Source organism: Nodosilinea sp. FACHB-131 (genome assembly GCF_014695395.1).
Lineage (GTDB): Bacteria > Cyanobacteriota > Cyanobacteriia > Phormidesmidales > Phormidesmidaceae > Nodosilinea.
Genome location: NZ_JACJOF010000013.1, coordinates 133786 through 156065, shown reverse-complemented (window position 1 = coordinate 156065; position 22280 = coordinate 133786). Strand labels below are relative to the sequence as shown.

The window sequence follows — 22280 nt, the reverse complement described above, 5'->3', positions numbered from 1 at the left end:
GCTGTCAGGCAGGACGCAGATAGATAGCAAAAAGGGAAGCGGCTGGCTCCCCCGAATCAGTATTTGTATGGTCTGATGGCGATCGCCCAACAAGGCGCTTACGCAAAGTTTGCTGTCGTTTTTGCAGCTGGCGCTGGCGAGCAGTGCCGCCTCGTCCTTTGTCATTGCGACCCTGCTTACGAGGCGACTCCCACCGTTTTAGGTATTGGGCCATAGCTAACCTCTACTCAACTGTCTCCCCAATCTTAACCTTCGAGACCGGGGCTGGGTAGCCAAAGGTCCGCTGTCCAAGGTGGGGAAGATTAACCCAGCTATAGAAAAAACTCCCTGTGAAACCACAGGGAGCTATCAAACGTCACTGCCTTAACGGCAAAGCGTTAGGTTACTTGACAGATACCTTGCCGCCAGCTTCTTCGAGCTGCTTCTTGGCATCTTCGGCGTCGTCCTTGGTGGTGGCTTCCTTGACGGCCTTGGGAGCAGCTTCCACCAGTTCCTTGGCTTCCTTCAGACCCAGACCGGTCAGGGTGCGCACAACCTTAAGAACGGCGATCTTCTTGTCGGCGGGCACTTCTTCGAGAACGACGTCAAATTCAGTCTTCTCTTCTTCGGGCTCGGCGGCAGCTGCGCCACCGCCACCCATCATGCCGGGGGCCATCATCATCATGCCGCCGCCAGCGGAGGCAGAAGCATCAACACCAAAGGCTTCCTCAATTTGCTTGACCAGCTCGGAAGCTTCTAGCAGAGAAAGGGACTTTAGCTGTTCGAGAATTTCATCGGTTTTAGCAGACATAGTTACCGGTTAACTCCTATTTGAAAACAATTGAACACAGACAAAATCGTGAGAGATGAGCCTAGGCTGCATCTTTTTCGGAGACTGCCTTGAGAGCACGGGCCAGAGATGCAGGCACCTCTTTGACGCCCACAGCCAGTTTGGTCGGTACGGCGTTGACGCCCACAGCCACCCGAGTTGGCATCGCCTTGATTGCTCCAGCCAGACGAGCCATCAGCTCTTCTTTGGTGGGCAGTTCGGTAATGGCCTTAATCTGGTCTTCGTTCAGGGCCTGACCTTCCATGACACCGCCCCGCAGGGTGGTTTTTTTGGTGTCTTTTTGGAATGCCTGGTATTCCTTGATCGCCCCGCCAAAGTCTTCTTTAACCAGCACAAAGGCTGAAGAATCCTTGAGGAACTCGGTGATCGGTTGCCAGTTTTCGTTGCCGTCAACGGCGATCCGCATCAGCGTGTTCTTGGCAATCTTACACTCAGCACCCTTGGGGCGCAGCCGGTTGCGTAGGTCGCTGATTTCCGATACCGTCAGACCTTTGTAATCAATCACAAAGGCTAGCTGGGCATCGTCTAGCAGGGCCTTAATTTCGGCCACCAGCTCTTTCTTATTCGCTAGGGTTCTCCCCATGTCGATCTCACCTCCTTTAAGTTGGGGATTGGGAACTTAATTACCCGATCCAGGTTTGGCTTAGCCTTTAGTAAAAACAAAACCCCGACAGCTCTGCCGGGGTTAGACCAACAACCAGAAGTGCTCAGCTTGGGCAAGAGCACCGTAGTCATTTACGTCAACCTCGGCAGGGTTTATGCAGCGCTGGGCGGCTACCTGCTGTCTCCGGTCGTCTATGCAGTTGTGAGGGGTTGTGTCAGTGGGCGTAACTCCTGATTGGCTGGGTAAAACTTGTTGGCCTAGGCCGCGTCGCCCATCTTGAAGTCCCGCAATGCGTTCACATCGAGGCGAATGGAAGGCCCCATAGTGGAGGCGATCGCTACGGTTCTCCAGTAGCGGCCCTTGGCTCCAGACGGACGATTGCGATCGACAGTCTCTTGCAGCGCTTTGAGGTTGACTAGCAAATCTTCAGCGCTAAAGTCGGCCTTGCCAAACATAACATGGACGATACCTGTTTTGTCGGCGCGGAACTCTAACTTACCTGCTTTAAACTCATCAATTGCTTTGGCCAAGTCAAAGGTTACGGTGCCACCCTTGGGGGAGGGCATTAGGCCACGGGGGCCGAGTTGACGACCGAGCTTGGCTACCTGAGGCATGACGTCGGGGGTAGCAATCAGAACGTCGAAGTCCATCATGCCTTTCTGAATTTCGTCGATGAGTTCTTCAGATCCCGCCAGGTCAGCTCCAGCAGCGGTGGCCTCAGCCACTTTTTCACCCTTAGCAATGACGGCAACTCGAATAGTTTGACCCGTGCCCTTGGGCAAAATGACCGTGGTACGCAGCTGTTGGTCGGTGTACTTAGGGTCAATACCTAAGCGAATGTGGGCCTCGGCCGACTCAACAAACTTAGCGGTAGCGGTTTCCTTAAGCAGTTCTAGGGCCTCTAGGGGCTCGTAGAGACGGTCTTCTACTTTGGCCTGGGCTTCGCGCAGGCGCTTGGATACTTTAGGCATGGTGATCTCCTTGGGGTCAAACGAAGCAACGCTTCTTCCCCGTAGTGTGAATAAGTGAAACTTGGGTTACAGCCAGTAGTCTAGGGCAACGGCCTAGCCAGAAACGGTAACACCCATGTTGCGGGCGGTACCCTCGACAATGTTCATGGCTGCCTCAATGTCATTGGCGTTGAGGTCAGGCATCTTGGTCTCGGCAATTTCTTTGAGCTGAGCCCGAGTAATGGAACCCACTTTCTTGGTGCGGGGCTCGCCCGAACCACGCTCAATGCCCGCTGCTTTTTTAATTAGTACCGAGGCTGGCGGTGTCTTGAGAATGAAGGTAAAGCTGCGGTCTTCAAAGACCGAGATCTCGACCGGTATCACCAGACCCACTTTCTCCTGGGTACGGGCGTTGTACTCTTTGCAGAACGCCATGATGTTAACCCCGTGCTGACCCAGGGCTGGGCCGACGGGGGGAGCTGGGTTGGCCTTGCCAGCCGGAAGTGCCAGCTTAATGAGCGCTACAACTTTCTTAGCCATTAATTAACTCTCTTTTTCCACTTGATTAAATTCCAGCTCCACTGGGGTGTCGCGCCCAAAAATCGACAGCAAAGCTTTCAGCTTACTGCGCTCAGGACTGACTTCCACTACCTCGCCCTCAAAGTCTTTAAAGGGACCCGAGAGCACGGTAATTTTGTCTCCCGGAGCCATGTCGACCTTGATCACCGGCTTTTGCTCTTCAGTGCGCTTGAAGATGCGCTTCACCTCGCTCATGCCTAAGGGCATGGGCTTAACGTGACCGCGACCGCGACCGTAGGCCCGGCGCTGCTCAGCCCCAACAAAATTGATGACGTGAGGGGTGTTCTTAACCACCGACCAAGCTTCGTCATCCATGTACATCCGCACCAGTACGTAGCCGGGGAAGACCTTCTCGTCAATATTTTGACGACTGCCGTCCTTGCGGAGCTTAACCGCTGGCGTTTGAGGAATCTCAACCTGAAAAATTCGGTTCATCACATCGAGAGTACCAATGCGCTGCTCGAGGTTGAGCTTGACGCGCTTTTCGCAGCCAGAGGCTACCTGGACGGCATACCACCGAGCTTTACGCTGGTAGAAACGGGCCGCTTCGCCTTCGTTGCCTTCTTCGGTAGACGGTCCAGTCCCTTCTGCTGAAGGTTCGGCCCCTAGATCGTCGTCCAAGGGAGCGTCATCGTAGTCGAAGTCTTCTTCAGTTACCGCCATTAGAATACTTGCCCCGAAACCCACCCAAACAGACGGTCAACCAGATAGATCAGCGTTGCGGAAAGGCTAACCATAAGGATAACGGCGGCAGACTCACTGATGAGCTGCTGTCTACTGGGCCAAACAACTTTTCCCAGTTCTTCCTTGGTGCCCTGCAGGAAGGTCACCACACTAAAGCCCTGCTCAGTAACCTGAGGATCTGCAGCCTTACCCTTAGACTCTATTGCGGTGTCTTTCTTAACCACTGGCTTGGCTCCTGTTGGCGCTTATCCACACTGAACTAACGGGAAAACACGGACCGGCAAACCGGCTTAGCTAACCTAAGAAAACATCAGACCGAAGGGCTAATGGCTCCTGGTTTAATCACGAGTTGGGGGCAGTGACAGATCCCTCTGCTCCAGCGGACCCTAAGGTCTAAGAGCTTTGGGAAATGTCGCTGCCGTTACTCAGCGCGCCCTGGAGGACTCGAACCCCCGACATCGGGTTTTGGAGACCCGCGTTCTACCAACTGAACTAAGGACGCATGAAACCAGGTGCCACTCTAGCACCACTGCCCAACTTTACTCAATTCTAGTTGATTGGGCGATCAAAACGCTGCTTCAGACGGGTAGCTTTGCCCACGCGATCGCGCAGGTAGTAGAGCTTGGCCCGGCGAGCTTTACCCCGACGCAGCACGGCAATGCTGGCCACCTTGGGAGCATGGACGAGAAAAACTCGCTCAACGCCGACCCCTTGAAAAATCTTTCGCACCGTAATGGAGCGATTGATGCCGCCATTGCGCATGGCAATGACGGTGCCCTCATAGGGCTGAATCCGCTCTTTGCCACCCTCTTGAATGCGCACGCCAACACGGATGGTGTCGCCGACGTAAATGGTGGGAAGGTCGGTCTTGATCTGCTCCGCCTCAATCGAGCGGATGATTTCCTCTGCGTTCATAGGGCCTGCAAATGTGCACGGTCTACGATTATAGACCATGGGCGACGCTAAGCAAATAGCTTGGGACAATGTTTTTCGGCAATGGGTTTTTGTCGGACTGGATTGGGTGTTTTCAGGTAGCTCTGGGCATAGTGTTCATAGAGCATGCGCCCCTTTTTGCCAAGGTTGTTGTTACCTAAATCTTCCTGAGCCCCTACGGATATGTCTACTCTGCCCCTTGATCCTTCACCCCAGGGAGAGTGGCCTCAACCTGAGGTCGCCGACGCCACCCTAGGGGAGGTGCTCAATGCGATCGCCACGCCGCTGTGGATAACGGACGCTCGCGATCGCTGGCGCTTTTACAACCGGGCCTGTGCATCCCTGCTGAGGATCGATCGCTGGGCTGACGGCGAACCCCATTGGGGTGTGGACGTACTGCCACCGGGGGTCGGCCAACCAGTGCTAGCGGCGGGACAGCGGGCCTTGGCCAGTGGCGATGAGCAAACCGTTGTGGTGGAGATCACTGATGCAGCGGGGGAGCGCCGTCGACTGCTGGCGACGGTGCGACAATTTGGGGCTGACAACGGTGACCCTCAGCTAATGGTGAGCCTTCAGGATATGACCCCCCTGCACGAGGTGGAGCAGACCATCCAGCGGCAGTCGGAGCGCGAGCGGCTGTTGGGGGCGATCGCCCAGCACTTACTGCAATCGCTCAATTCTGAAGACTTACTACAGACAACAGTGAACGAGGTGCGTCGTTTTTTGCGCATCGACCGGGTGCTGTTTTACAGCTTTGACCCTGATTACAACGGGGTAGTGGCCGAGTCGGCCAGTGGCACCACGGCTAACGCGGTCACAGCTCAGACCGATCTCAGCTTTATGCCTGCGGACCTGATGCGCTACCGCCACGGCGAGATGGAGGTGATCGATGACATTGCTACGGCGCACTTGCCACCGGCTTACCTGGCTAAATTTGCCCAGGCTCAGGTCAAGGCCTGCCTGGTGATGCCGATTGTGCAGGGGGATGCTCTCTACGGCCTGGTGTGTGCCCTCAACTGTAGTGGTCCCCGCCCTTGGGCTAGTTGGGAAATCGAGACCCTGCGAGAGGTCGCAACCCAAGTGGGCGGCGCCATCAAGCAGGCCCGCCTCTACAACCAGGTGCAGCGGCTAAATACTGACCTGGAACAGCAGGTGGCCCAGCGGACCGAGGAGTTGCAGACCGCCCTTGAGTTTGAGGCGACCCTCAAACGGATTACTGACCGGGTGCGCGACAGCCTCGACGTCAATCAAATTATGCTGACGGCGGTCAAGGAGCTGACCGAGGCCCTGGAGGTGAAGGGCTCAAATACATCGCTCTACGATTTGGAACAGGGCACCTCGACGATCTATTACGAGTACAACAGCTCTAGCCCGTCGTACCAGGGCCGAGTTGCTCAGATGGAGGCTTTTCCAGAGGTATACCATCAGCTGCTGGACGGTCAGTATTTTCAGTTTTGCTCAGTGGAGCCGAACCCGGTGCGGGGCTATGTGGCCATGCTGGCCTGCCCTGTGGTAGATGATCGGGGTGTGCTGGGCGATCTTTGGCTGATCAACGATCGCGACTACGGCTTTAACGACATTGAGATTCGCCTAGTGCAGCAGGTGGCTAACCAGTGTGCGATCGCCATTCGCCAAGCGCGGCTGTACCAAGCAGCCCAGTCGCAGGTGGCCGAGCTAGAGCGGCTCAACACCCTCAAAGACGATTTTCTCAGCACCGTTTCCCATGAGCTGCGCACTCCGGTAACCAGCATGCGGGTGGCACTGCAACTGCTGGGTGTTACTCTAAATCAGGAATTTGACCTCACTGCCGATCTGCAAAAGCCTAAGACCGAGCAGACCCGCATCGGCCGCTACTACAGCATTCTGCAAGAGGAGTGCGAGCGTGAAATTAGCCTAATTAACGATCTGCTCGATCTCCAGCGACTGGATGTGGGCAACCATCCCATTCAGCCTGAGCCAATTTTGCTAGAGCCCTGGCTCGCAGGCTGGATTGACAGCTTTGTGACCCGTGCCAAAAGTCGCAATCAAACCCTGAGGTTAGTGGCAACTTCGACCCTGCCGGTGCTGCACACTGACTTAGCCAGCCTAGAGCGAGTGCTGGCTGAATTGCTAAACAATGCCTGCAAATACACTCCGCCGGGGGAGTCTATTACGCTAGAAGTCTTGCCTAATCCAGCCGCCCCTAATGACCAGGTGTGTCTTGCTTTCACCAATACTGGGGTGACGATTCCGGCAGAGGAGATGACCCGGATCTTTGACAAGTTTTATCGAGTGCCCAGCGCCGACCCCTGGAAGCAGGGGGGAACAGGTCTAGGGTTGGCTTTAGTGAAAAAGCTGGTCGCCCATCTAGGAGGCGATATCGCGGTTACTAGCGATCCTGGGCAAACCTGCTTTACCATTACCCTACCCACGCAACCGGCGCTCACTCGATAGACCTTAACTCGATAAGATAGAGATACGAGTCAACCGTAGTCTCTACTGGACAAATGCCTATGGACAGCGCTGTAAACGAGATCTCTTCGCCGGCGATCTACACCGGGCAATTTGGCGACTACACCATTACCCAGGGCGATCGCCGAGGGGTCGTGCTCTATCGTACGGGCTTGATGGTGGCGGCTCTAGCCTTTGGCTTGGGTACGGTTCTAGCCTTGGGGTTCAACCAAAATTCCACCCTGGTGCAGTCTATCAGCCTGCTCTACACGCTATTTTGGCTGGGCTTAGGGCTGAGCTTGGCGACAATTCATATCTACTTGGTGCCGCTGCACCGGGTGCTGCAAGGGGTTTGGCTTTTAGGGGGGCTGGCGTCGCTGGCACTCTCCCACGGAATTGACGGTCCTTTAGCTCAAACGGTGGTGGAAACTCCTGCGGTACTGTGGGGTCTGGGTTTTACCTTCGTAGCACTAACCGGCATCTTCTTTAAGGAAGCCTTTTGCTTTGACCGGGTAGAGACTAAGCTGCTAACGCCCTTGGTGCCACTGCTGCTGTTGGGCCACCTGTTTGGCGTGCTGCCGCTGGTGGCAGAGCAAACTCTGTTAGCCGTCTGGGCAATCTTGTTTTTGGTATTTGCTCTGCGCAAGGCTGTGCAGCCCATCGTGCCCGACATTGGTGATAAATCGGTTTTCGCCTATTTAAAGCAGCAACGCTCAAACGCCTAAGCCCTAGGGCTCATACCTTGCTCGCAGTATTGGCTTAGAGGTAGAGTGACTGGCTCACCCCCGCATTTATAGTAGGGATATGCCTGTGCGAGTTCGGTAGCCCTATGCCTGACTAGGGATGTTATGCCGACGGGCAGTGATGGCCTTCGAGGCTCATTTCGCCAGTACCCATTTCCTCGGAGGCAATATGAGCAACGCTCCTGGTCCTGCGATCGCCCGCTCCTTCACCCAACCCGATTCGCAAAGGTCAGATTGCTCTGGCTCAAAAAAGACGCCTGATTTAGGTACCGCGTCCCTGAGCGATGATCCGTGGGTCAAGGCTCTGTTTGGCTTTAGCCAGGCTGTTGCGGATAGGCCGCGATCGGGGCAGCGTAAAGCTTGCGGTACCTCAGAAACGGGGACCGGCTCGAAACGAGTATCCGTTCCGGAATTGTCCCGTTCTCAGCCCGATTTGACGGTTGGTGGGGCTATAGCAGCGCCCTATTCCCTAGCGGATTTGGCGCCTCAGCTGGCGAACCCGTTGGCCCCGCTACGCGATCGCGATCGCCAGGCACTAACGGAAATTTTTGATCACGAGCACATGGGCGCCGTTGAGGTCGATATTCTGACTCGCCTTAGCTACCTAGTGCCTGAGCCTCCTTGGGACATAGAACCTTACGAGTTCCTTCAAGAGTTTTTGTAACTTTGCGCTAGATATTAATAATCCTTGGCCGTAGCAAAATTTCGGCATAGCTGTAGGGGCAAACTTGCGGGTCTAAAGTAGATGACCCATGCTGGTAGAACTTTGCGTGTAGCGATCGCCTCAAGGATTACGAAACATTCAACCAGCTTGGACACCTCACTTTTCAGAAGGTGTCAATCTACCTCAAGATAGATTTGCTTTTTTGGTAGCACTATACTTGGACCGCTAAAAGCTCGATAGGCTCGTGCTCTAAATCTGAATGTAGCTTAATTAACAGCAGCCCTAAAAATTTGCCGTGGTTTTGCGCTTCTCGAGCTAATTTGCTCCCCCTTGCTTTAGATAAGTTTATACTTTTGAAGTTTGTCTAAAGCTTCCTAAGATCTTACTTCTTTTAAAACAGAAGCAATTGGCTGTAGATAGAATATGCCTGTGAGCCAACGTTTATCTGCTAACTTGCTGTGATAAACGGCTAGGGCTTAGCTTTTAACTTTGCGCTCTCTTGACCAAGTCGGAATTTTGATGCCCTAGTTTGCATAGTTTACCTTTGAAGAAATATCCGAAAGCCAATAGCCACAAAAACAAATTTTGGGCTGCTGTTTTTAGAAGGGAACTATCGGGTTGATGACGCCGTCTTTCTCCTGGATAGAGAGTTTAGAAACTGTTTGCTGGGGGATGTAATCCTTCTGTAAAGGTTAGTTGGCTTATGTAATTCTGTTACTTAAAGAATTTCGGCATCGTCGGCACAGTGTTTTGTGTGGCCATCTGCTTAAAGATGTGGTTTTAACCCTAACAATTGAGTGATTATGTCTGCCTTAGCCCAAGTCCGTTTGGTGATTCTTCAATATGCCGGTGATTTGCGGGAGGCTTATCATCTACTTACTCAGTCAGGTAAACAAGAGTATTTTAGCCATCGATACACGATAGAAAGCTCGATTGAAATAGGTCGTCAGATTGACGAGGTTATCCATGTCTGCTGTAAAACCAGTTCTGAATATAGCGAACTCTTAGAGCCTGGTCTTAGAGCCGTAGGTGGCAACCTCGATCCTTACAGAGAGCCAAAACGGCTGTTAGAGTTGATTCAACGGCAAAAGCCTACCCATCTAGTGGTTCATTTTCCGCTAGGTGCTGCGTTTAAGTGGGCTAAGCAAAATAATGTGAAAGTTATAGGCCTGTTTGCTGATTCATTTCAAGGCAATGGGCTATTGGCGAAGCTTCGCAATTTTCGCCTGTCAAGCATGTTGAATAACGATGCTGTTGATTTGGTGGCCAACCATGGTTTGAGCGCATGTCATTCCTTAAAACATATTGGCGTTAGACCTAGCAAAATTATTCCTTGGGATTTTCCCTACGAAATTACTCCCAGCGATTTTGCGCCAAAACAACTGGGGAAAGCGATTATAGACAATAAAAACATTGTCTATGTTGGCCGCGTTGTTCAGACGAAGGGAGTGGGCGATGCTTTAAATGCCCTGGCAGAGTTGAAGCAGTCTGGTATCACTCCTAACTTGACCTTAATTGGTAAGGGTGAACTGGACTGGTTTAGAGCCGAAATTAATCGTTTAGGGTTGGATGCTCAAGTGACGCTGGCGGGCGGCTTGTCTCACGATCAGGTGCTGGCAAAAATGCGTTGGGCGGATATTGTGTTGGTTCCGAGCCGCCATGCCTATCCTGAGGGCTTGCCCCTGACCATTTATGAAGCCTTGACCGTTAGAACGCCGCTAATTGTTTCTGACCACCCAATGTTTTTGGGAAAATTCGAGCTGGAACGAGATGTATTGATGTTTCCTGAGAAAGATGTTGCTGCACTGGCTCACTGTATTGAAACTCTGTTGACCAATGCAGAGCTGTACCAGGCGCTATCTCTAAACTCTGCTGCTGCTTGGTCTAGGTTGCAGCTGCCGGTTAAGTGGCATCAGCTGATTGAGCAGTGGATTAGCGATACGCCCGAGAGCCGCCGATGGCTGTTTCAGCACAGCCTAGAGCGGTGCTCGTATCAACAGCAGCAGCTTAGCTCCAGTCGTTTACAGCCAGCTCTGACTCGGTCTTAGTGAGGGTTACATTGATCCTACGACAGTGGGGCGGGTAGCCATTTGGAATGGTCTAGCATTGAAGTGACTGGATGCTTGCCGTCTCAATGCTCTATACATCCTCTTGGCATGCCTACTCTTCCTGGCTCTAACACTCCCTTTTGGCAGCGCGCACCCAAGCTTATTTTGCGCCCGCTGGATTATTTTGAGGACAATTACCGGCGCTACGGGCCGGTGTTTCAGGTGGGGAAGGGACCGCCGCTGTCAGTTTATGTAGCTGACCCGGCAGTGATTCAGGGTATTTTTCAGGCCGATGCGGCTCAGTTTCACATTCCCACCCAAAGTGCGGGGAGTGGACTGACCTTTTTACTGGGCGAGCAGTCGCTGCTGCTGCTGGACGGAGAGCGTCACCGCCGTCACCGTCGTTTGCTGATGCCACCGTTCCACGGCGATCGCATGCGCGCCTACGGCGACGTCATCTGCACTTTGACAAAGCAGGCGATCGCCGCCTGGCAGCCGGGTACGGCCTTTAACGTGCGAGCCGCCATGCAGGACATTACCCTGAGGGTGATCTTAAAAGCCGTGTTTGGTTTGGGTGATGGCGATCGCTACGATCGCCTGCGCCATCTGCTCAGCACATTGCTAGAGGGGTTGGGCACTCCCTTTAGCGCTTTTTTTATTTTCTTCCCGGGGCTGCAGAAAGACTGGGGGCCGGTGAGCCCCTGGGGAAAGTTTGTGCGCATCAAAGCTGAGATTGATGCCCTGATCTACGCCGAGATTAGCGATCGCCGCCAGCATCCCTATCCCAACAGCACCGACATTCTCTCGCTGATGATCAGCGCTCGCGATGCCCAAGGTGAACCCCTGAGCGACGGCGAACTCCATGACGAGTTGATGACGCTGCTGGTAGCGGGCCATGAAACCACGGCTTCTGCATTGGCCTGGGCGCTGTACTGGGTGCACTGGCTACCCGAAGTGGGCGGGCGTCTTCGGCAAGAGTTAGATGCTGTCGGGCCATCCCCCGACCCTCTGGCTGATGCCAGTCTGCCTTATCTTACCGCCGTTTGTCAGGAAACCCTGCGCATTTACCCTGTCGCCCCCACCACGGGCATTCGCATTGTCAGCCGACCGATGACGGTGGCAGGCTATGAGTTCCCCGCTGGGTCGGTGCTGTTTCTCAATGTCTACCTGGTACACCACCGGGAGGATCTTTACCCTGAACCCGATACCTTCAGGCCCGAGCGATTTTTGGAGCGGCAGTATTCGCCCTCTGAGTATCTGCCCTTTGGCGGCGGCCACCGTAGCTGCATTGGCTCGGCTTTTGCGCTGATGGAAATGAAGTTAGTATTAGCGACGATTTTGCGCCACTGGCAGCTGGAATTGCCCGGGGAGCTGCGGCGTCCGCTTAAACCTGTGCGCCGTGGTCTGACCCTAGCACCACCGGGAAACTTACGGCTGATACCCGTAGCCCAGCGTGTGACTCAGCGCCTGGCGCTACCGCTCGGCTAGAGCTGCATCGACTGGCGCTACGCCCCCCTGGTCGAGGATTTGGGGAATTAAATCTTCGCGGCGCACGGCCATCAAATGCACGCCCTGGCATACCTGGCGGGCGGCCTGCACCTGCTCGGCGGCAATCTGGACCCCTTCCTGTAGGGGGTCGGAGGCAGCCGTCAGGCGATCGACGATAGTTTGGGGAATGTTGACCCCAGGCACATTGCGATTGATGAAATTGGCGTTTTTCGCGGACTTCAGCAGGAAAATGCCGGCGAGCACCGGGCGGTTATAGCCAGACGCTACCTGATCCATGAACTTGGCCAGGCGATCGAAGTCGGTGATCAGCTGGCTTTGAAAGAACTGCGCCCCCGCCTTGACCTTGGTTTCAAAACGGCGCTGCAACCCTGACCAGCTGGTCGATTGCGGATCGATCGCAGCTCCGGCAAACAGGTCTAACGCGCCGTCGGTGAGGGGCTTGTCGTTGCTGTCTAGGCCAAAATTGAGTTTTTCGAGCAGCTTGAGCAGTCGCACTGACTCCAGGTCAAACACCGATCGCGCTTCGGGGTGGTCGCCCGCTTTGACTGGGTCGCCGGTGAGGGCAAGCACGTTGCGTAACCCGAGGGCGTGGGCTCCCATCAGGTCGGCCTGGAGGGCGATGCGGTTGCGATCGCGGCAGGCCATTTGGCACACCGCTTCGATCCCCTGCTGCTGGAGCAGTAGCGCTGCGGCCCACGACGACATGCGCATGACCGCTCGGCTGCCGTCGGTGACATTGACGGCGTGCACTCGACCCTTAAGCATTTGGCCCATGGCCAGCATGTGCTCTGGGTTGCCTCCCTTGGGCGGCATGACCTCTGCCGTCACCAAAAACTGGTCGGCTTGGGCCGCCGTGCGCAGTCGATAACCCAGGGGTGCAGAAGCCAAACCGTCCTCCTTTGGATCTGTACGAAAGGGTGATTGAATTGATCAGTATATCTCGCCAGCTACAGTGGTTTTGAGTAGCCTAGGGCGTCTTTTACCCGAGCCAGGGTAGCGTTGGCCACATCACCCGCTTTTTCGCGCCCGGTTCTAAGAATGCTTTCCAGGTAGGGGCGATCGCCCATCAGCTCATTAAAGCGGTTCTGAATTGGCTCCAAAGCGGCCACCGCCGTGTCGGCCAGCAGCGGCTTAAACTGGCCCCAGCCCATCTCTTTGCACTCTGCCGCCACGGCCTCCTTAGTCTGGCCCGACAGCAGCATATACAGCGTCAGCAGGTTGTTGCACTCAGGTCGAGCCGGGTCATCGAACCACAACCCCCGCTCGGGGTCAGTTTTGGCCCGCTTAATCTTTTTGACGATCGCATCGGTGGGGTCAGTCAGGTCAATGCGGCTCTGGTCAGAGGGGTCTGACTTCGACATTTTTTTGCTGCCGTCGGTCAGGCTCATCACCCGCGCTCCTTCAGCGCGAATCATCGGCTCAGGCACCTTGAGCACCGGGTTTTCTTCGCTGCCAAACTGAAAGTTGAGCCGGGCCGCAATGTCGCGGGTGAGTTCTAGGTGCTGCTTTTGGTCTTCGCCAACGGGCACCAAGTCGGGTTCGTAGAGTAAAATGTCGGCGGCTTGCAGCACCGGGTAGTCGAGCAGGCCAATGCTGACGTTCTCCCCCTGCTTAATCGCCTTTTCTTTGAACTGAATCATGCGCTCTAGCCAGTTAAGCGGGGTGATGCAGTTAAACAGCCAGGCCAGTTCTGAGTGGGCCGATAGGTGCGACTGCACAAAAATGGTGGCCTTGTCGGGGTCAATGCCGCAGGCGATGTAAGTAGCCGCCACCTTATAGGTATCTTCCGCCAGCCGCTTGGGGTCGTGGGGCACCGTAATGGCGTGGAGGTCGGCCATAAACAAAAAGGCGTCGTATTCTTCTTGCAGGTCAACCCAGTTGCGAATCGCCCCGAGATAGTTGCCCAGGTGTAGGTTGCCCGTTGGCTGAATGCCGGAAAGAATGCGCTGTTTGGCCATAGGTCTAGGGAGTGTAGCTACGTAGATGGAATTGGCATAACGCCAGTGGGCGAACCCCCCTATGAATCTACCCCAATCTCTGCCCGCCGCAGTAGCCAGAAATGAACCAATAGTCAGGCTTTCCTTGTCGGGAAAAGCTAAGTTGCTTAGATTTGTAACAGGCAATCATAAAATCATTATTCCTATGACTCTCCCCACCGATCTGTCGACCCGCCTGCAAACCGCTATTACTTTGGCCAAAGAAGTACAGCAGCATCCCGAAGCCCACCAAGCTTTTCAGGAGGTAGTTGGGGAGCTCAAAACCGAGAGCCCGATCGCCGCTGAATTGCTAGGGCAGCTTTGGCAAGAGTACATTGGCACCCAGCGCTCTTCGCAATTTTGGGAACAGCTGTCGGATGTGGAAAAGAACTTATCCGATCGCCTCAGCCAGAGCCACATTCAGCTCAAGCAAAACTACCTGAGGCTAATTCAAGAGCAGTAGAGGCAGGGGCGTCTTTGGGTGGAACTAACTGCGATCGCCCCGACTGATGCACTCCATACAGAGGCGGAATAGGACAATTACCAGGACCACCTCAACAACAATTTGCAGTTCGTCGGGAGCTGCAATGAGACCGGCCAGCACTAGCGCCGAGCCAACCAGCATTGTCACGATGAGTATTACTTCATCGTCAAACAGCTTTAGCCCGGCCCAGAGGGTGCCAAAGCCAAAAATCCAAAAGATAAGGTAGTTGTTCATTCAGGCTGCATTGCAAACCGCAACATTGAGGCAGAGGAGCAACCCCATCGTACGGCCTCCAATAGCAATACCATCGGCAGGGTATTTAGTGTGGCCATGCGATCATGGATCTGCTGGGCAATCCTTCCCTTCTACTCCCGTTTTCACTAGGGGCATGGGGATAGAGAATTAGGTGATGGGTTAGAGAAGGGATCGACAGGCTTGGGCGATCGCCCACTCCTCCTGGGTATGCACCACCAGCACCCGCACCGCCGAATCCGCCGCCGCAACATCCTGGTCCGCTTCATCTCGGCCCAGCTCATCCTTTAGCCGCAGCCCCAAAAACTCAAACGGCTCGCAGGCCTGCTGCCACACCAGCGGGCTGTTTTCGCCCACCCCAGCGGTAAACACTACCCCATCCAGCCCGCCCAGGCTGGCGATCATCGCCCCCATCTCGCGCCGCAGGCGGTGGATAAACACCTCAATGGCCAGCTTGGCCTGAGCATCGCCCTGCTCCATCGCCTCCGCCACGGCGCGCATGTCATTAGAGCGCCCCGACAGTCCCTTCAGTCCAGATTCTTTGTTCAGCAGCGTATCAAGCTGGTCGGCGGTGTAGCCCTCCTGCCGCATCAGATAGATCAAAATGCCAGGGTCAACACTGCCCGAGCGACTGCCCATCATCAGACCATCCAGCGGCGTAAATCCCATCGTCGTATCGACGCAGACGCCGTTTTTGACCGCCGCCAGCGAGCAGCCGTTGCCCAGGTGGCAGGTGAGTAATCTCAGGCTGGCGAGGTCTTGCCCCATCAGATCCGCCGCCCGCTGGGCGACATATTGGTGGCTAATGCCGTGGAACCCGTAGCGACGAATGCCCTGCTCGACCCAGGCGTAGGGGCCAGGGTAGGTGGCAGCAGCCTCAGGCATGTGGCTGTGAAAGGCCGTGTCAAACACCGCCACCTGGGGAATGGTGCCGAGACTCTGAGCGATCGCCTCAATACCTTGCAGATTGGCCGGGTTGTGGGCTGGCGCTAGAGGCACCAGGCTCTGAATCGTAGCTTTCACCTCGTCATCCACCACCACAGGCTGCTGATAGTGGCGACCGCCGTGGACGACACGGTGCCCAACGGCAGCAATCTCCGCCAGCTCGCCCAACACCTGAGTTGGTCCCTCCACCAGGGTCTTGACCATAGCCTCAATGCCCTCGGCTTTGTCGGTAATCGACAGCACCTGCTGAATAGATTCTCCCGCACCGCTGGCGGAGAGTTCTACCTTGCCCTGCTGGTGAGTCCAGTCGAGGGCAGCGCGCCAGAGGGGGTGGGGCGCTGCGCCCTCGGCACCCTGACTGAGGTCAAACAGACAGCTCTTGTGGCTGCTCGACCCGGCATTGAGAACCAGAATTTTCATGCCACCTGCCTCATCTTCCCCACCTGCCTCATCTTCCCCATCCCTTAGGTGCCCGGTCGCGACGCAAGCTCCTCTGGCAAATGGGAGCGATCGCCGTGTTTGGCCAGCATTGGCCCATGCTGGTCGAACCGAACCAGACTGAGCGAAGCAACGGGCAGCTCAATGCGATCGCGGTACCGACCGCTATCGATACCCAACAGATTACAGAGCACCAGTCGAATCGTGGTTTTGTGCGACACAATTAGCACGTTGCCGGCCCTGTGGTTGGCCTCAATTTCGGCCATCACCAGGGCGGCGCGGCTGGCTACCTGAACGCCCGTTTCGCCCCCGGTAGGCGGGTTCCAGGCGGGTTCGGCCAGCCAGCGCATGTAGTCTTGGGTGTACTCTGCCTGCACCTCGTCGTGGGTCTTGCCTTCCCACTCGCCAAAGAACATCTCCTTCAACCCGTCGCGCAGCTGCATAGTCTGGCCCGTAGCTTCACAAAAGGGCGTGGCGGTTGCCACCGTGCGCCGCAGCGGGCTGGCATAGACCGCCTGCCAGTCTAGGTGCTGGTATTTGTCAGCAAAGGCCTGGGCCATGGCGACACCTGAGGCGGTCAGCTCTGGGTCAGATAAGCCGCAGTAGGTGTCGCTCTGGCTCAATTCGGTTTCGCCGTGGCGGAGCAAGTAGAGGTTGAGAGTCATGGGGGAACGTCAAGACGCTGCTCTCCTATCGTCTTGGTTGGCGCGATCGCTGGCATCCTCCCTAGGTGCCTGGTCTGGTCTCCAGCTCTGGGGGCAGGTGGGCGCGATCGCCGTGCTTCATCAACATGGGGCCGTTGTTATTAAACTGCACGTGGGTAACCGAGGCGACCGGCAGGCTGATGCGATTGCGATAACGCCCCACATCCATCCCCATCAGGTTGCACAAAATAATTCGAATGGTGGCCTTGTGAGACACCACCAGCACGTTACCTTCGGTAAAGTTTTCTTCAATTTCGGCCATCACCAGCGAGGCCCGGCTAGCGATTTGCACCGAGCTTTCGCCCCCGGTAGGCGGGTTCCAGGCGGGTTCGGTGAGCCAGTGCAGGTAGTCGTCGGCAAAGTGCTCGCGCACATACTCGGCGGTTAGCCCCTCCCACTGGCCGTAGTTAATTTCCTTGAGCCCATTGCGCAGCTGCACATTCACACCCACGGCTCTGCTCAGGGGCATAGCCGTCGCGATCGTGCGCTTCATCGGGCTGGCAAAGATCGCCTGCCAGGGCATGGCTTGATACTGGGCCGCAAAGGCATCGGCCATGGCCACGCCCTCGGGGGTGAGTTCGGGGTCTAGCTCGCCACAGAAGCCGCCAGTTTGGCTAAACTCGGTTTCGCCGTGGCGCAGGAGGTAGAGGTTGAGGGGCATGGGGGAGGTGGGGGTGGGTGGGTGGGCGAGTGGGAGGGTGGATGGGTGGGCGGGTAGGAGGGTGGATGAGTGGGAGAGTGGGAGGGTGGATGAGTGGGAGAGTGGATGAGTGGGAGAGTGGGAGGGTGGATGAGTGGGAGAGTGGATGAGTGGGAGAGTGAGTTTGGGCTTGGGTTCATTCACCTACCCACCTACCCACCTACCCACCTACCCGCCTACCCATCCACCCCTCTACCCATCCACCCTCCTACCCACCTACCCACCTACCCACCTACACCTTGAATCCTGCCTGGGCCTGCACGTATTCCTTCAGTTCGATCTGCACGGGTTTGACGTGCCAAATTTGCTCACAGTATTCGCGGATGGAGCGATCGCTGGAAAACTTGCCCATGCGCACGGCGTTAATAATTGACCGGCGCGACCAGTCTTCCTGGTCTTGGTAGGCGGCGCTGGCGCGGTCTTGGGCGTCGATATAGGATTGGTAGTCGGCCAGCAGCAGATAGGGGTCGTGGTGGAGCAGGTTGTCGATCAGGGGTTTGAATAGCTCGCTGTCGCCCTTGGCGAAGTAGCCGCAGTTGATCAAATCAATCACTCCCTTCAGCTGAGGGTTGCTGTTGTAATAGTCCCAGGGGTTGTAGCCACGGGCTTTGAGGGCCATGACTTCTTCGGTGACCAGGCCAAAGAGAAAGAAGTTTTCGTCACCGACTAGCTCGCGAATTTCGACGTTGGCCCCGTCCAGCGTGCCGATGGTGAGGGCACCGTTCATGGAAAACTTCATGTTGCCGGTGCCGGAGGCTTCTTTGCCGGCGGTGGAAATCTGCTCGGATAAGTCTGCGGCGGGGTAGACCCGCTGGCCTAGGGTGACGTTGTAGTCGGGCAAAAAGACGACTTTGAGGCGATCACCGATCGCAGCGTCGTTATTCACCACATCGCCGACGGCGGTGATGAACTTGATCATCAGCTTGGCCATGCGATAGCCGGGGGCTGCCTTGCCGCCAAAAATGAAAGTGCGGGGGGTGATATCCAGGTTAGGGTTCTGCCGCAGCCGGTCGTAGAGGGTGATGATGTGCAGCACGTTGAGGTGCTGGCGCTTGTACTCGTGGATGCGCTTCACCTGCACGTCGAACAGGGAATCAGGACTCACCGTGACCCCGGTGCGGGTCTGGATGTAGGCGGCCAGATCCTGCTTGATGTCGCGCTTGATCTGCCGCCAGTGCTGGCGAAAGCCGGGGTCGTCGGCGTAAGTTTCGAGCGATCGCAGCTTGTCCATATTCTGGAGCCAGCCGTCGCCCACTTTCTCGGTGTAGAGAGCCGCCAGGCGGGGGTTGGCCAGGGCCAGCCATCGGCGGGGGGTGACGCCGTTGGTAATATTGCGAATCTTGCCGGGAAACATCTCGTGAAAGTCTTTGAGAATGGTCTGCTTAACCAGCTCGCTGTGCAGCTCGGCCACACCGTTGATGGCATGGCTGCCCAAGCTGGCTAGGTTGGCCATGCGCACGTAGCGCTCCCCCGACTCATCGATCAGCGACAGGCTAGAGAGTTTGGCCGAGTCGTTGAGGTACTGCACCCGCACCTGATCCATAAACCGGTGGTTGATTTCAAACACAATCTCTAGGTGCCGGGGCAGCAGGCCGCCAAAGAGAGACAGTGACCACCGCTCCAGGGCTTCGGGCAGCAGGGTGTGGTTGGTGTAGGCAAAGGTGCTTTGGGTGATTTCCCAGGCCGTTTCCCACTCGATGCCGTGCTCGTCGATTAGCAGGCGCATCAGCTCGGCGACCCCGACGGCGGGGTGGGTGTCGTTGAGCTGGGCCGCAAACTTCTCGTGGAAGCTGTCGAGCGGCCGCCCCGAGGTGAGATGGATGCGAATCATATCCTGCAGGGCGCAGGAGACAAAGAAAAACTGCTGCTCTAGGCGCAGCTGTTTGCCCTCAATCTGCTCGTCGTTGGGGTAGAGCACCTTGGAGATATTCTCGGAGGTGACTTTGCTGTTGACCGCGCCGTAGTAGTTGCCGACGTTGAATGATTGAAAATCAAAGGACTCTACCGCTTCAGCCTTCCACAGGCGCAGGGTGTTGACGGTGTTGACCCGATAGCCGGGAATCGGCGTGTCGTAGGGAATGCCCTTCACCTGCTTAGCGGGAATCCAGCGCTTGCGGAAACGGCCATCGGAGTCGGTGTAGCCCTCGGTATAGCCACCAAACCCCACGGTGACGGCCTCTTGTGGATGGGCTAGCTCCCAGGGGTTGCCGTGCTGAAGCCATTTGTCGGTGATTTCGACCTGCCAGCCGTCGCGAATTTCCTGGTCAAAAATGCCGAACTCGTAGCGAATACCGTAGCCGATCGCCGGAATTTCCAGGCTAGAGAGCGATTCCATATAGCAGGCGGCGAGGCGACCCAGGCCGCCGTTGCCCAGACCAGGTTCCTCTTCCTGAGCAATCAGGTCGTTGAGGTCGAGGCCCGACTCTTGCAGCGCCTGCCTGACGGAAGCTTCGAGGTCTGAGTTGAGCAGGTTGCGGCCCAGGTGCGGCCCCAGCAAAAATTCCGCTGACAGATAGGCGACCATCCGCACCTCAGCGCGCAGGTAGTTGCGGGTGGAATTGAGCCAGCGCTGCATCATGCGATCGCGCACCATGTAGGCCAGCGCTAGGTAAAAGTCGTTCTTACTGGCGACCTCGGGCCACTTGCCCTGGATGTAAAACAGGTGATCGGCCAGGGCTCGGCGCAGGGTTTCAACGCTAATGCCAGTGCGATCGTCTTCGACATCGACGGTGGGGCAATTCATGAAGGCTGTCATTGGAGAACTCCTGAACCGGGGCAGAATATGCTGATTGCCTAATCTAGGATGCCTGGATTCCACCAATGTAATGGGGCCTAAGGTATGAACGGGTTGAGGCCAAGAAAAGTTTAAGGTTCGACGGCAGAGGGCTACAGGTGGAGTTCGGCGGCCAGGTGCGTCTTTTTTGCCTGCACAACTGTCAACCATCACGAAAACAGGTTAATAGCCTTGCTGGCAGCGGCTATGGCCAGGCGATCGTCGTTAGTCCAAAGTTCTGTGCAGTCGTAGTGATGGGCAACTGCTAGGTGTAGTGCATCCGGCGTTTTCAAGCCATGTCGCGATCGCAGTTCGGCAGCATGGCGATGCAAGCAATGAGGATGTTGCTTTAGAAAAAGCGGGGGTTGATTGAAAGCAAGTGGATGAATTCGATGAACACAGGCCCATCCATAATAAACACTTTCATTTTTATTTAGATTGCGAAAGTGATCCTTATAGATCGCCAGGTGAATTCAATGATCATCGCCATGAATTCAATAGACGCGCAGACGAATTCGACCAACGCCTTGATTCTGGGCTAGATCGCGACGATGTTCTGGCTCAAGCAGAGGGTGAATTCAATCAGCGACCGGCTGTATTTGAATTGTGTGGCGCGATCGCAGCGTTTAACTTGCAGCCTACCCTTGAAGAATAGCGTTGCACAGCCAGCGGAGCCGAACAAATGGGGTTATCTTTGGGCAGGCTATTCCCTATTCTGGTTGTGCGGGTCGCATGGTCGCTGGAACAGGGGTAGGCGTTTACTCCACCATTAGGATCTTGGCCAAGACCACCATCTACTGCCCCGGCTGGTCGGTGAGCATGGGCTGACTCCAATCGAAGCAGGAACCTTTAAAAGCAGTGCAGTTACAAACAACAACTCAAAGAAACCCAACAAAATAGACCTTAATAATTCCACATGCACAAACCTGGCAAAGTGAAGATGTATAGAGCTTTGCTGCCTATTTACCTTGTAGATGGCTATCATGCAGATTGTTTGCTGTCTATCTAATGGAGATGATTAGGTTGTAAGTAATCTGCCTGTTTAACCATAGAGAATATCAGGCAGATCAGATCGATTTAATAAGTTGTTATGTAGTTGAGTCTCATCCAAAACCTCTACTCACGTATGAATGACATTCAAGATCGTAAAGCAAACTATCACGTAGCCATAGACGGGTTCTTTGAGCGAATCAAACAAGGAAAGTACAGTGAGGCTCTTGATTACATCTATCAAGACAATCCGTGGATCCAAAACCAGAGGGACCAGCTGCAGAGCATCAGAACTCAAGTCTCAAGCTTGCCTGAGTTGCTTGGAATGTATCAAGGGCACGAGAAACTCGTTGAAGAAGACTTGGCAGGCAGGTTGGTGCGGGTCGACTATATCGTTTTTTTCGATCGCCAACCAATGAGGTTTGAGTTTCAGTTTTATAACTCCAATGGAGCTTGGCGCATCCAAAATTTCAGTTTTCAAGAAGATTTGAGCCAATGGCTGGAAGACAAGGTGCGGACGAAGTACTTCTCCTCGCTCAATCACTAAATAGCTTGTGACAGCGCACTCCAGCGGCTCCGTAGCTGGGTGACGTTTTTACTCACATACTTATCTGTGGAGGTTGGTTATGGGCCGCTGAATTCGACCATTAAACTGCCAATGAAGCGTTTGAAAAGCAGTACAGCAAACGATGCAAAATCTGCGATCGCACTAACACTTGATACCTCTCCCAACCAGATATACCGACCTCAACAGAGAATTCTATAGTTATTGCTGTAAAAACCCGCTGACAGCTTTTGCCTCAAGAAAAAAAGCCTTTCAAATCAGAGGCTTAATAGTGCGATCGTTGATTGTGGGTGTTAGGTTGAGGCCCAGAACCTGACACCCACAGGCTTGAGCTAAACAATCTTTACTCATAAGTAACAGATGCAAGCTAACAACCCCATACACACCGACTGCCGAAAGATGATCAGCCTGATGCATAGATAGTCCGCGACAGGTGATAGGCAATGTTGGCTTGAACAGCTGTCGAAAATGAGTTGCTGC

Annotated in this window: 24 protein-coding genes, 1 tRNA gene and 1 other annotated feature; of the genes, 8 read left to right on the top strand and 17 right to left on the bottom strand. The window is 55.2% G+C overall.

Annotated elements, in window-relative coordinates:
* Positions 1–4: 4 nt before the first annotated feature.
* The 9 genes from H6F75_RS09060 to rplS all read right to left on the bottom strand — a co-directional run bounded on the left by H6F75_RS09060 (position 5) and on the right by rplS (position 4561).
* Entirely contained in the window at positions 5–214 is a 210-nt protein-coding gene (locus tag H6F75_RS09060) for a hypothetical protein (protein WP_190751357.1), read from the bottom strand.
* Positions 215–382: 168 nt separating this feature from the next.
* Positions 383–790 (bottom strand): 50S ribosomal protein L7/L12, encoded by a 408-nt coding sequence (gene rplL, locus H6F75_RS09055; protein WP_190751355.1) that lies wholly within the window; start codon positions 788–790, stop codon positions 383–385.
* A 61-nt stretch (positions 791–851) separates the two neighbouring features.
* Positions 852–1412 (bottom strand): 50S ribosomal protein L10, encoded by a 561-nt coding sequence (gene rplJ / locus H6F75_RS09050; RefSeq protein ID WP_190751353.1) that lies wholly within the window; start codon positions 1410–1412, stop codon positions 852–854.
* A 67-nt stretch (positions 1413–1479) separates the two neighbouring features.
* Positions 1480–1638 (bottom strand) — a sequence feature (ribosomal protein L10 leader region).
* A gap of 52 nt (positions 1639–1690) precedes the next feature.
* Positions 1691–2404, bottom strand: coding sequence for a 50S ribosomal protein L1 (gene rplA / locus H6F75_RS09045; protein WP_190751351.1), 714 nt, complete (start codon positions 2402–2404; stop codon positions 1691–1693).
* Positions 2405–2497: 93 nt separating this feature from the next.
* The gene (gene rplK, locus H6F75_RS09040; RefSeq protein ID WP_190751349.1) at positions 2498–2923 is read right to left on the bottom strand and encodes a 50S ribosomal protein L11; all 426 of its coding nucleotides are present in this window, start codon (positions 2921–2923) and stop codon (positions 2498–2500) included.
* 3 nt (positions 2924–2926) lie between these two features.
* Positions 2927–3625, bottom strand: coding sequence for a transcription termination/antitermination protein NusG (gene nusG, locus H6F75_RS09035; RefSeq protein ID WP_190751347.1), 699 nt, complete (start codon positions 3623–3625; stop codon positions 2927–2929).
* Positions 3625–3849 (bottom strand): preprotein translocase subunit SecE, encoded by a 225-nt coding sequence (gene secE / locus H6F75_RS09030; protein ID WP_347710631.1) that lies wholly within the window; start codon positions 3847–3849, stop codon positions 3625–3627. The genes nusG and secE overlap by 1 nt, the downstream gene beginning before the upstream one ends.
* 226 nt (positions 3850–4075) lie before the next feature.
* Positions 4076–4148, bottom strand: a tRNA-Trp gene (locus H6F75_RS09025).
* Positions 4149–4195: 47 nt separating this feature from the next.
* On the bottom strand, positions 4196–4561 hold the full coding sequence (gene rplS, locus H6F75_RS09020; protein ID WP_190751343.1) for a 50S ribosomal protein L19: 366 nt from the start codon (positions 4559–4561) through the stop codon (positions 4196–4198).
* Positions 4562–4762: 201 nt separating this feature from the next.
* On the opposite strand from rplS, the gene H6F75_RS09015 reads away from it, so the two are divergent.
* From H6F75_RS09015 to H6F75_RS08995, 5 genes are all read left to right on the top strand, one after another.
* Complete coding sequence (locus H6F75_RS09015; RefSeq protein WP_190751341.1) at positions 4763–7012, top strand: GAF domain-containing protein; 2250 nt, start codon at positions 4763–4765, stop codon at positions 7010–7012.
* Between the two features lie 59 nt (positions 7013–7071).
* A complete protein-coding gene (locus H6F75_RS09010; RefSeq protein WP_190751339.1) occupies positions 7072–7734 on the top strand; it encodes a DUF2301 domain-containing membrane protein in 663 nt (220 codons plus the stop codon).
* Positions 7735–7921: 187 nt separating this feature from the next.
* Positions 7922–8416, top strand: coding sequence for a hypothetical protein (locus H6F75_RS09005; protein ID WP_190751337.1), 495 nt, complete (start codon positions 7922–7924; stop codon positions 8414–8416).
* Between the two features lie 803 nt (positions 8417–9219).
* A complete protein-coding gene (locus H6F75_RS09000; RefSeq protein WP_190751335.1) occupies positions 9220–10464 on the top strand; it encodes a glycosyltransferase family 4 protein in 1245 nt (414 codons plus the stop codon).
* Between the two features lie 108 nt (positions 10465–10572).
* Positions 10573–11952: a cytochrome P450 gene (locus H6F75_RS08995; protein ID WP_190751333.1), complete on the top strand. Its 1380-nt coding sequence runs from the start codon at positions 10573–10575 to the stop codon at positions 11950–11952.
* Here the strand turns inward: H6F75_RS08995 and H6F75_RS08990 are convergent.
* Together H6F75_RS08990 and trpS are read right to left on the bottom strand one after the other, a co-directional pair.
* A complete protein-coding gene (locus H6F75_RS08990) occupies positions 11938–12861 on the bottom strand; it encodes a methylenetetrahydrofolate reductase (RefSeq protein WP_279308296.1) in 924 nt (307 codons plus the stop codon). The genes H6F75_RS08995 and H6F75_RS08990 overlap by 15 nt on opposite strands.
* A gap of 59 nt (positions 12862–12920) precedes the next feature.
* Complete coding sequence (gene trpS / locus H6F75_RS08985) at positions 12921–13931, bottom strand: tryptophan--tRNA ligase (protein WP_190751331.1); 1011 nt, start codon at positions 13929–13931, stop codon at positions 12921–12923.
* A gap of 184 nt (positions 13932–14115) precedes the next feature.
* On the opposite strand from trpS, the gene H6F75_RS08980 reads away from it, so the two are divergent.
* Positions 14116–14412: a hypothetical protein gene (locus H6F75_RS08980; protein WP_190751329.1), complete on the top strand. Its 297-nt coding sequence runs from the start codon at positions 14116–14118 to the stop codon at positions 14410–14412.
* A 24-nt stretch (positions 14413–14436) separates the two neighbouring features.
* Here the strand turns inward: H6F75_RS08980 and H6F75_RS08975 are convergent, their stop codons facing one another.
* The 6 genes from H6F75_RS08975 to H6F75_RS28765 all read right to left on the bottom strand — a co-directional run bounded on the left by H6F75_RS08975 (position 14437) and on the right by H6F75_RS28765 (position 20577).
* The gene (locus tag H6F75_RS08975) at positions 14437–14667 is read right to left on the bottom strand and encodes a hypothetical protein (RefSeq protein WP_190751327.1); all 231 of its coding nucleotides are present in this window, start codon (positions 14665–14667) and stop codon (positions 14437–14439) included.
* A 180-nt stretch (positions 14668–14847) separates the two neighbouring features.
* On the bottom strand, positions 14848–16050 hold the full coding sequence (locus H6F75_RS08970) for an acetate kinase (RefSeq protein WP_190751325.1): 1203 nt from the start codon (positions 16048–16050) through the stop codon (positions 14848–14850).
* A 44-nt stretch (positions 16051–16094) separates the two neighbouring features.
* A complete protein-coding gene (locus H6F75_RS08965) occupies positions 16095–16733 on the bottom strand; it encodes a histidine phosphatase family protein (RefSeq protein WP_190751323.1) in 639 nt (212 codons plus the stop codon).
* Positions 16734–16794: 61 nt separating this feature from the next.
* Positions 16795–17433 (bottom strand): histidine phosphatase family protein, encoded by a 639-nt coding sequence (locus H6F75_RS08960; RefSeq protein WP_190751321.1) that lies wholly within the window; start codon positions 17431–17433, stop codon positions 16795–16797.
* 271 nt (positions 17434–17704) lie between these two features.
* The gene (locus H6F75_RS08955) at positions 17705–20227 is read right to left on the bottom strand and encodes a glycogen/starch/alpha-glucan phosphorylase (protein WP_190751319.1); all 2523 of its coding nucleotides are present in this window, start codon (positions 20225–20227) and stop codon (positions 17705–17707) included.
* A gap of 188 nt (positions 20228–20415) precedes the next feature.
* Complete coding sequence (locus H6F75_RS28765) at positions 20416–20577, bottom strand: PIN domain-containing protein (protein ID WP_279308295.1); 162 nt, start codon at positions 20575–20577, stop codon at positions 20416–20418.
* A 47-nt stretch (positions 20578–20624) separates the two neighbouring features.
* On the opposite strand from H6F75_RS28765, the gene H6F75_RS08945 reads away from it, so the two are divergent.
* Complete coding sequence (locus H6F75_RS08945) at positions 20625–20900, top strand: hypothetical protein (RefSeq protein ID WP_190751317.1); 276 nt, start codon at positions 20625–20627, stop codon at positions 20898–20900.
* A gap of 471 nt (positions 20901–21371) precedes the next feature.
* Complete coding sequence (locus tag H6F75_RS08940; RefSeq protein WP_190751315.1) at positions 21372–21782, top strand: hypothetical protein; 411 nt, start codon at positions 21372–21374, stop codon at positions 21780–21782.
* The last annotated feature ends 498 nt before the right edge of the window (positions 21783–22280 follow it).

Excerpts from the sequence above, each read along its gene's own strand:
- rplS (WP_190751343.1), bottom strand. The coding sequence starts at position 4,561 with ATGAACGCAGAGGAAATCATCCGCTCGATTGAGGCGGAGCAGATCAAG.
- rplA (WP_190751351.1), bottom strand. The coding sequence starts at position 2,404 with ATGCCTAAAGTATCCAAGCGCCTGCGCGAAGCCCAGGCCAAAGTAGAA.
- H6F75_RS09060 (WP_190751357.1), bottom strand. The coding sequence starts at position 214 with ATGGCCCAATACCTAAAACGGTGGGAGTCGCCTCGTAAGCAGGGTCGC.
- H6F75_RS08975 (WP_190751327.1), bottom strand. The coding sequence starts at position 14,667 with ATGAACAACTACCTTATCTTTTGGATTTTTGGCTTTGGCACCCTCTGG.
- H6F75_RS08970 (WP_190751325.1), bottom strand. The coding sequence starts at position 16,050 with ATGAAAATTCTGGTTCTCAATGCCGGGTCGAGCAGCCACAAGAGCTGT.
- H6F75_RS08965 (WP_190751323.1), bottom strand. The coding sequence starts at position 16,733 with ATGACTCTCAACCTCTACTTGCTCCGCCACGGCGAAACCGAATTGAGC.
- H6F75_RS09000 (WP_190751335.1), top strand. The coding sequence starts at position 9,220 with ATGTCTGCCTTAGCCCAAGTCCGTTTGGTGATTCTTCAATATGCCGGT.
- H6F75_RS08995 (WP_190751333.1), top strand. The coding sequence starts at position 10,573 with ATGCCTACTCTTCCTGGCTCTAACACTCCCTTTTGGCAGCGCGCACCC.
- H6F75_RS08955 (WP_190751319.1), bottom strand. The coding sequence starts at position 20,227 with ATGACAGCCTTCATGAATTGCCCCACCGTCGATGTCGAAGACGATCGC.
- H6F75_RS08960 (WP_190751321.1), bottom strand. The coding sequence starts at position 17,433 with ATGCCCCTCAACCTCTACCTCCTGCGCCACGGCGAAACCGAGTTTAGC.
- nusG (WP_190751347.1), bottom strand. The coding sequence starts at position 3,625 with ATGGCGGTAACTGAAGAAGACTTCGACTACGATGACGCTCCCTTGGAC.
- rplL (WP_190751355.1), bottom strand. The coding sequence starts at position 790 with ATGTCTGCTAAAACCGATGAAATTCTCGAACAGCTAAAGTCCCTTTCT.
- H6F75_RS09010 (WP_190751339.1), top strand. The coding sequence starts at position 7,072 with ATGGACAGCGCTGTAAACGAGATCTCTTCGCCGGCGATCTACACCGGG.
- rplK (WP_190751349.1), bottom strand. The coding sequence starts at position 2,923 with ATGGCTAAGAAAGTTGTAGCGCTCATTAAGCTGGCACTTCCGGCTGGC.
- H6F75_RS08940 (WP_190751315.1), top strand. The coding sequence starts at position 21,372 with ATGAATGACATTCAAGATCGTAAAGCAAACTATCACGTAGCCATAGAC.
- trpS (WP_190751331.1), bottom strand. The coding sequence starts at position 13,931 with ATGGCCAAACAGCGCATTCTTTCCGGCATTCAGCCAACGGGCAACCTA.
- H6F75_RS09015 (WP_190751341.1), top strand. The coding sequence starts at position 4,763 with ATGTCTACTCTGCCCCTTGATCCTTCACCCCAGGGAGAGTGGCCTCAA.
- H6F75_RS09005 (WP_190751337.1), top strand. The coding sequence starts at position 7,922 with ATGAGCAACGCTCCTGGTCCTGCGATCGCCCGCTCCTTCACCCAACCC.
- H6F75_RS08980 (WP_190751329.1), top strand. The coding sequence starts at position 14,116 with ATGACTCTCCCCACCGATCTGTCGACCCGCCTGCAAACCGCTATTACT.
- rplJ (WP_190751353.1), bottom strand. The coding sequence starts at position 1,412 with ATGGGGAGAACCCTAGCGAATAAGAAAGAGCTGGTGGCCGAAATTAAG.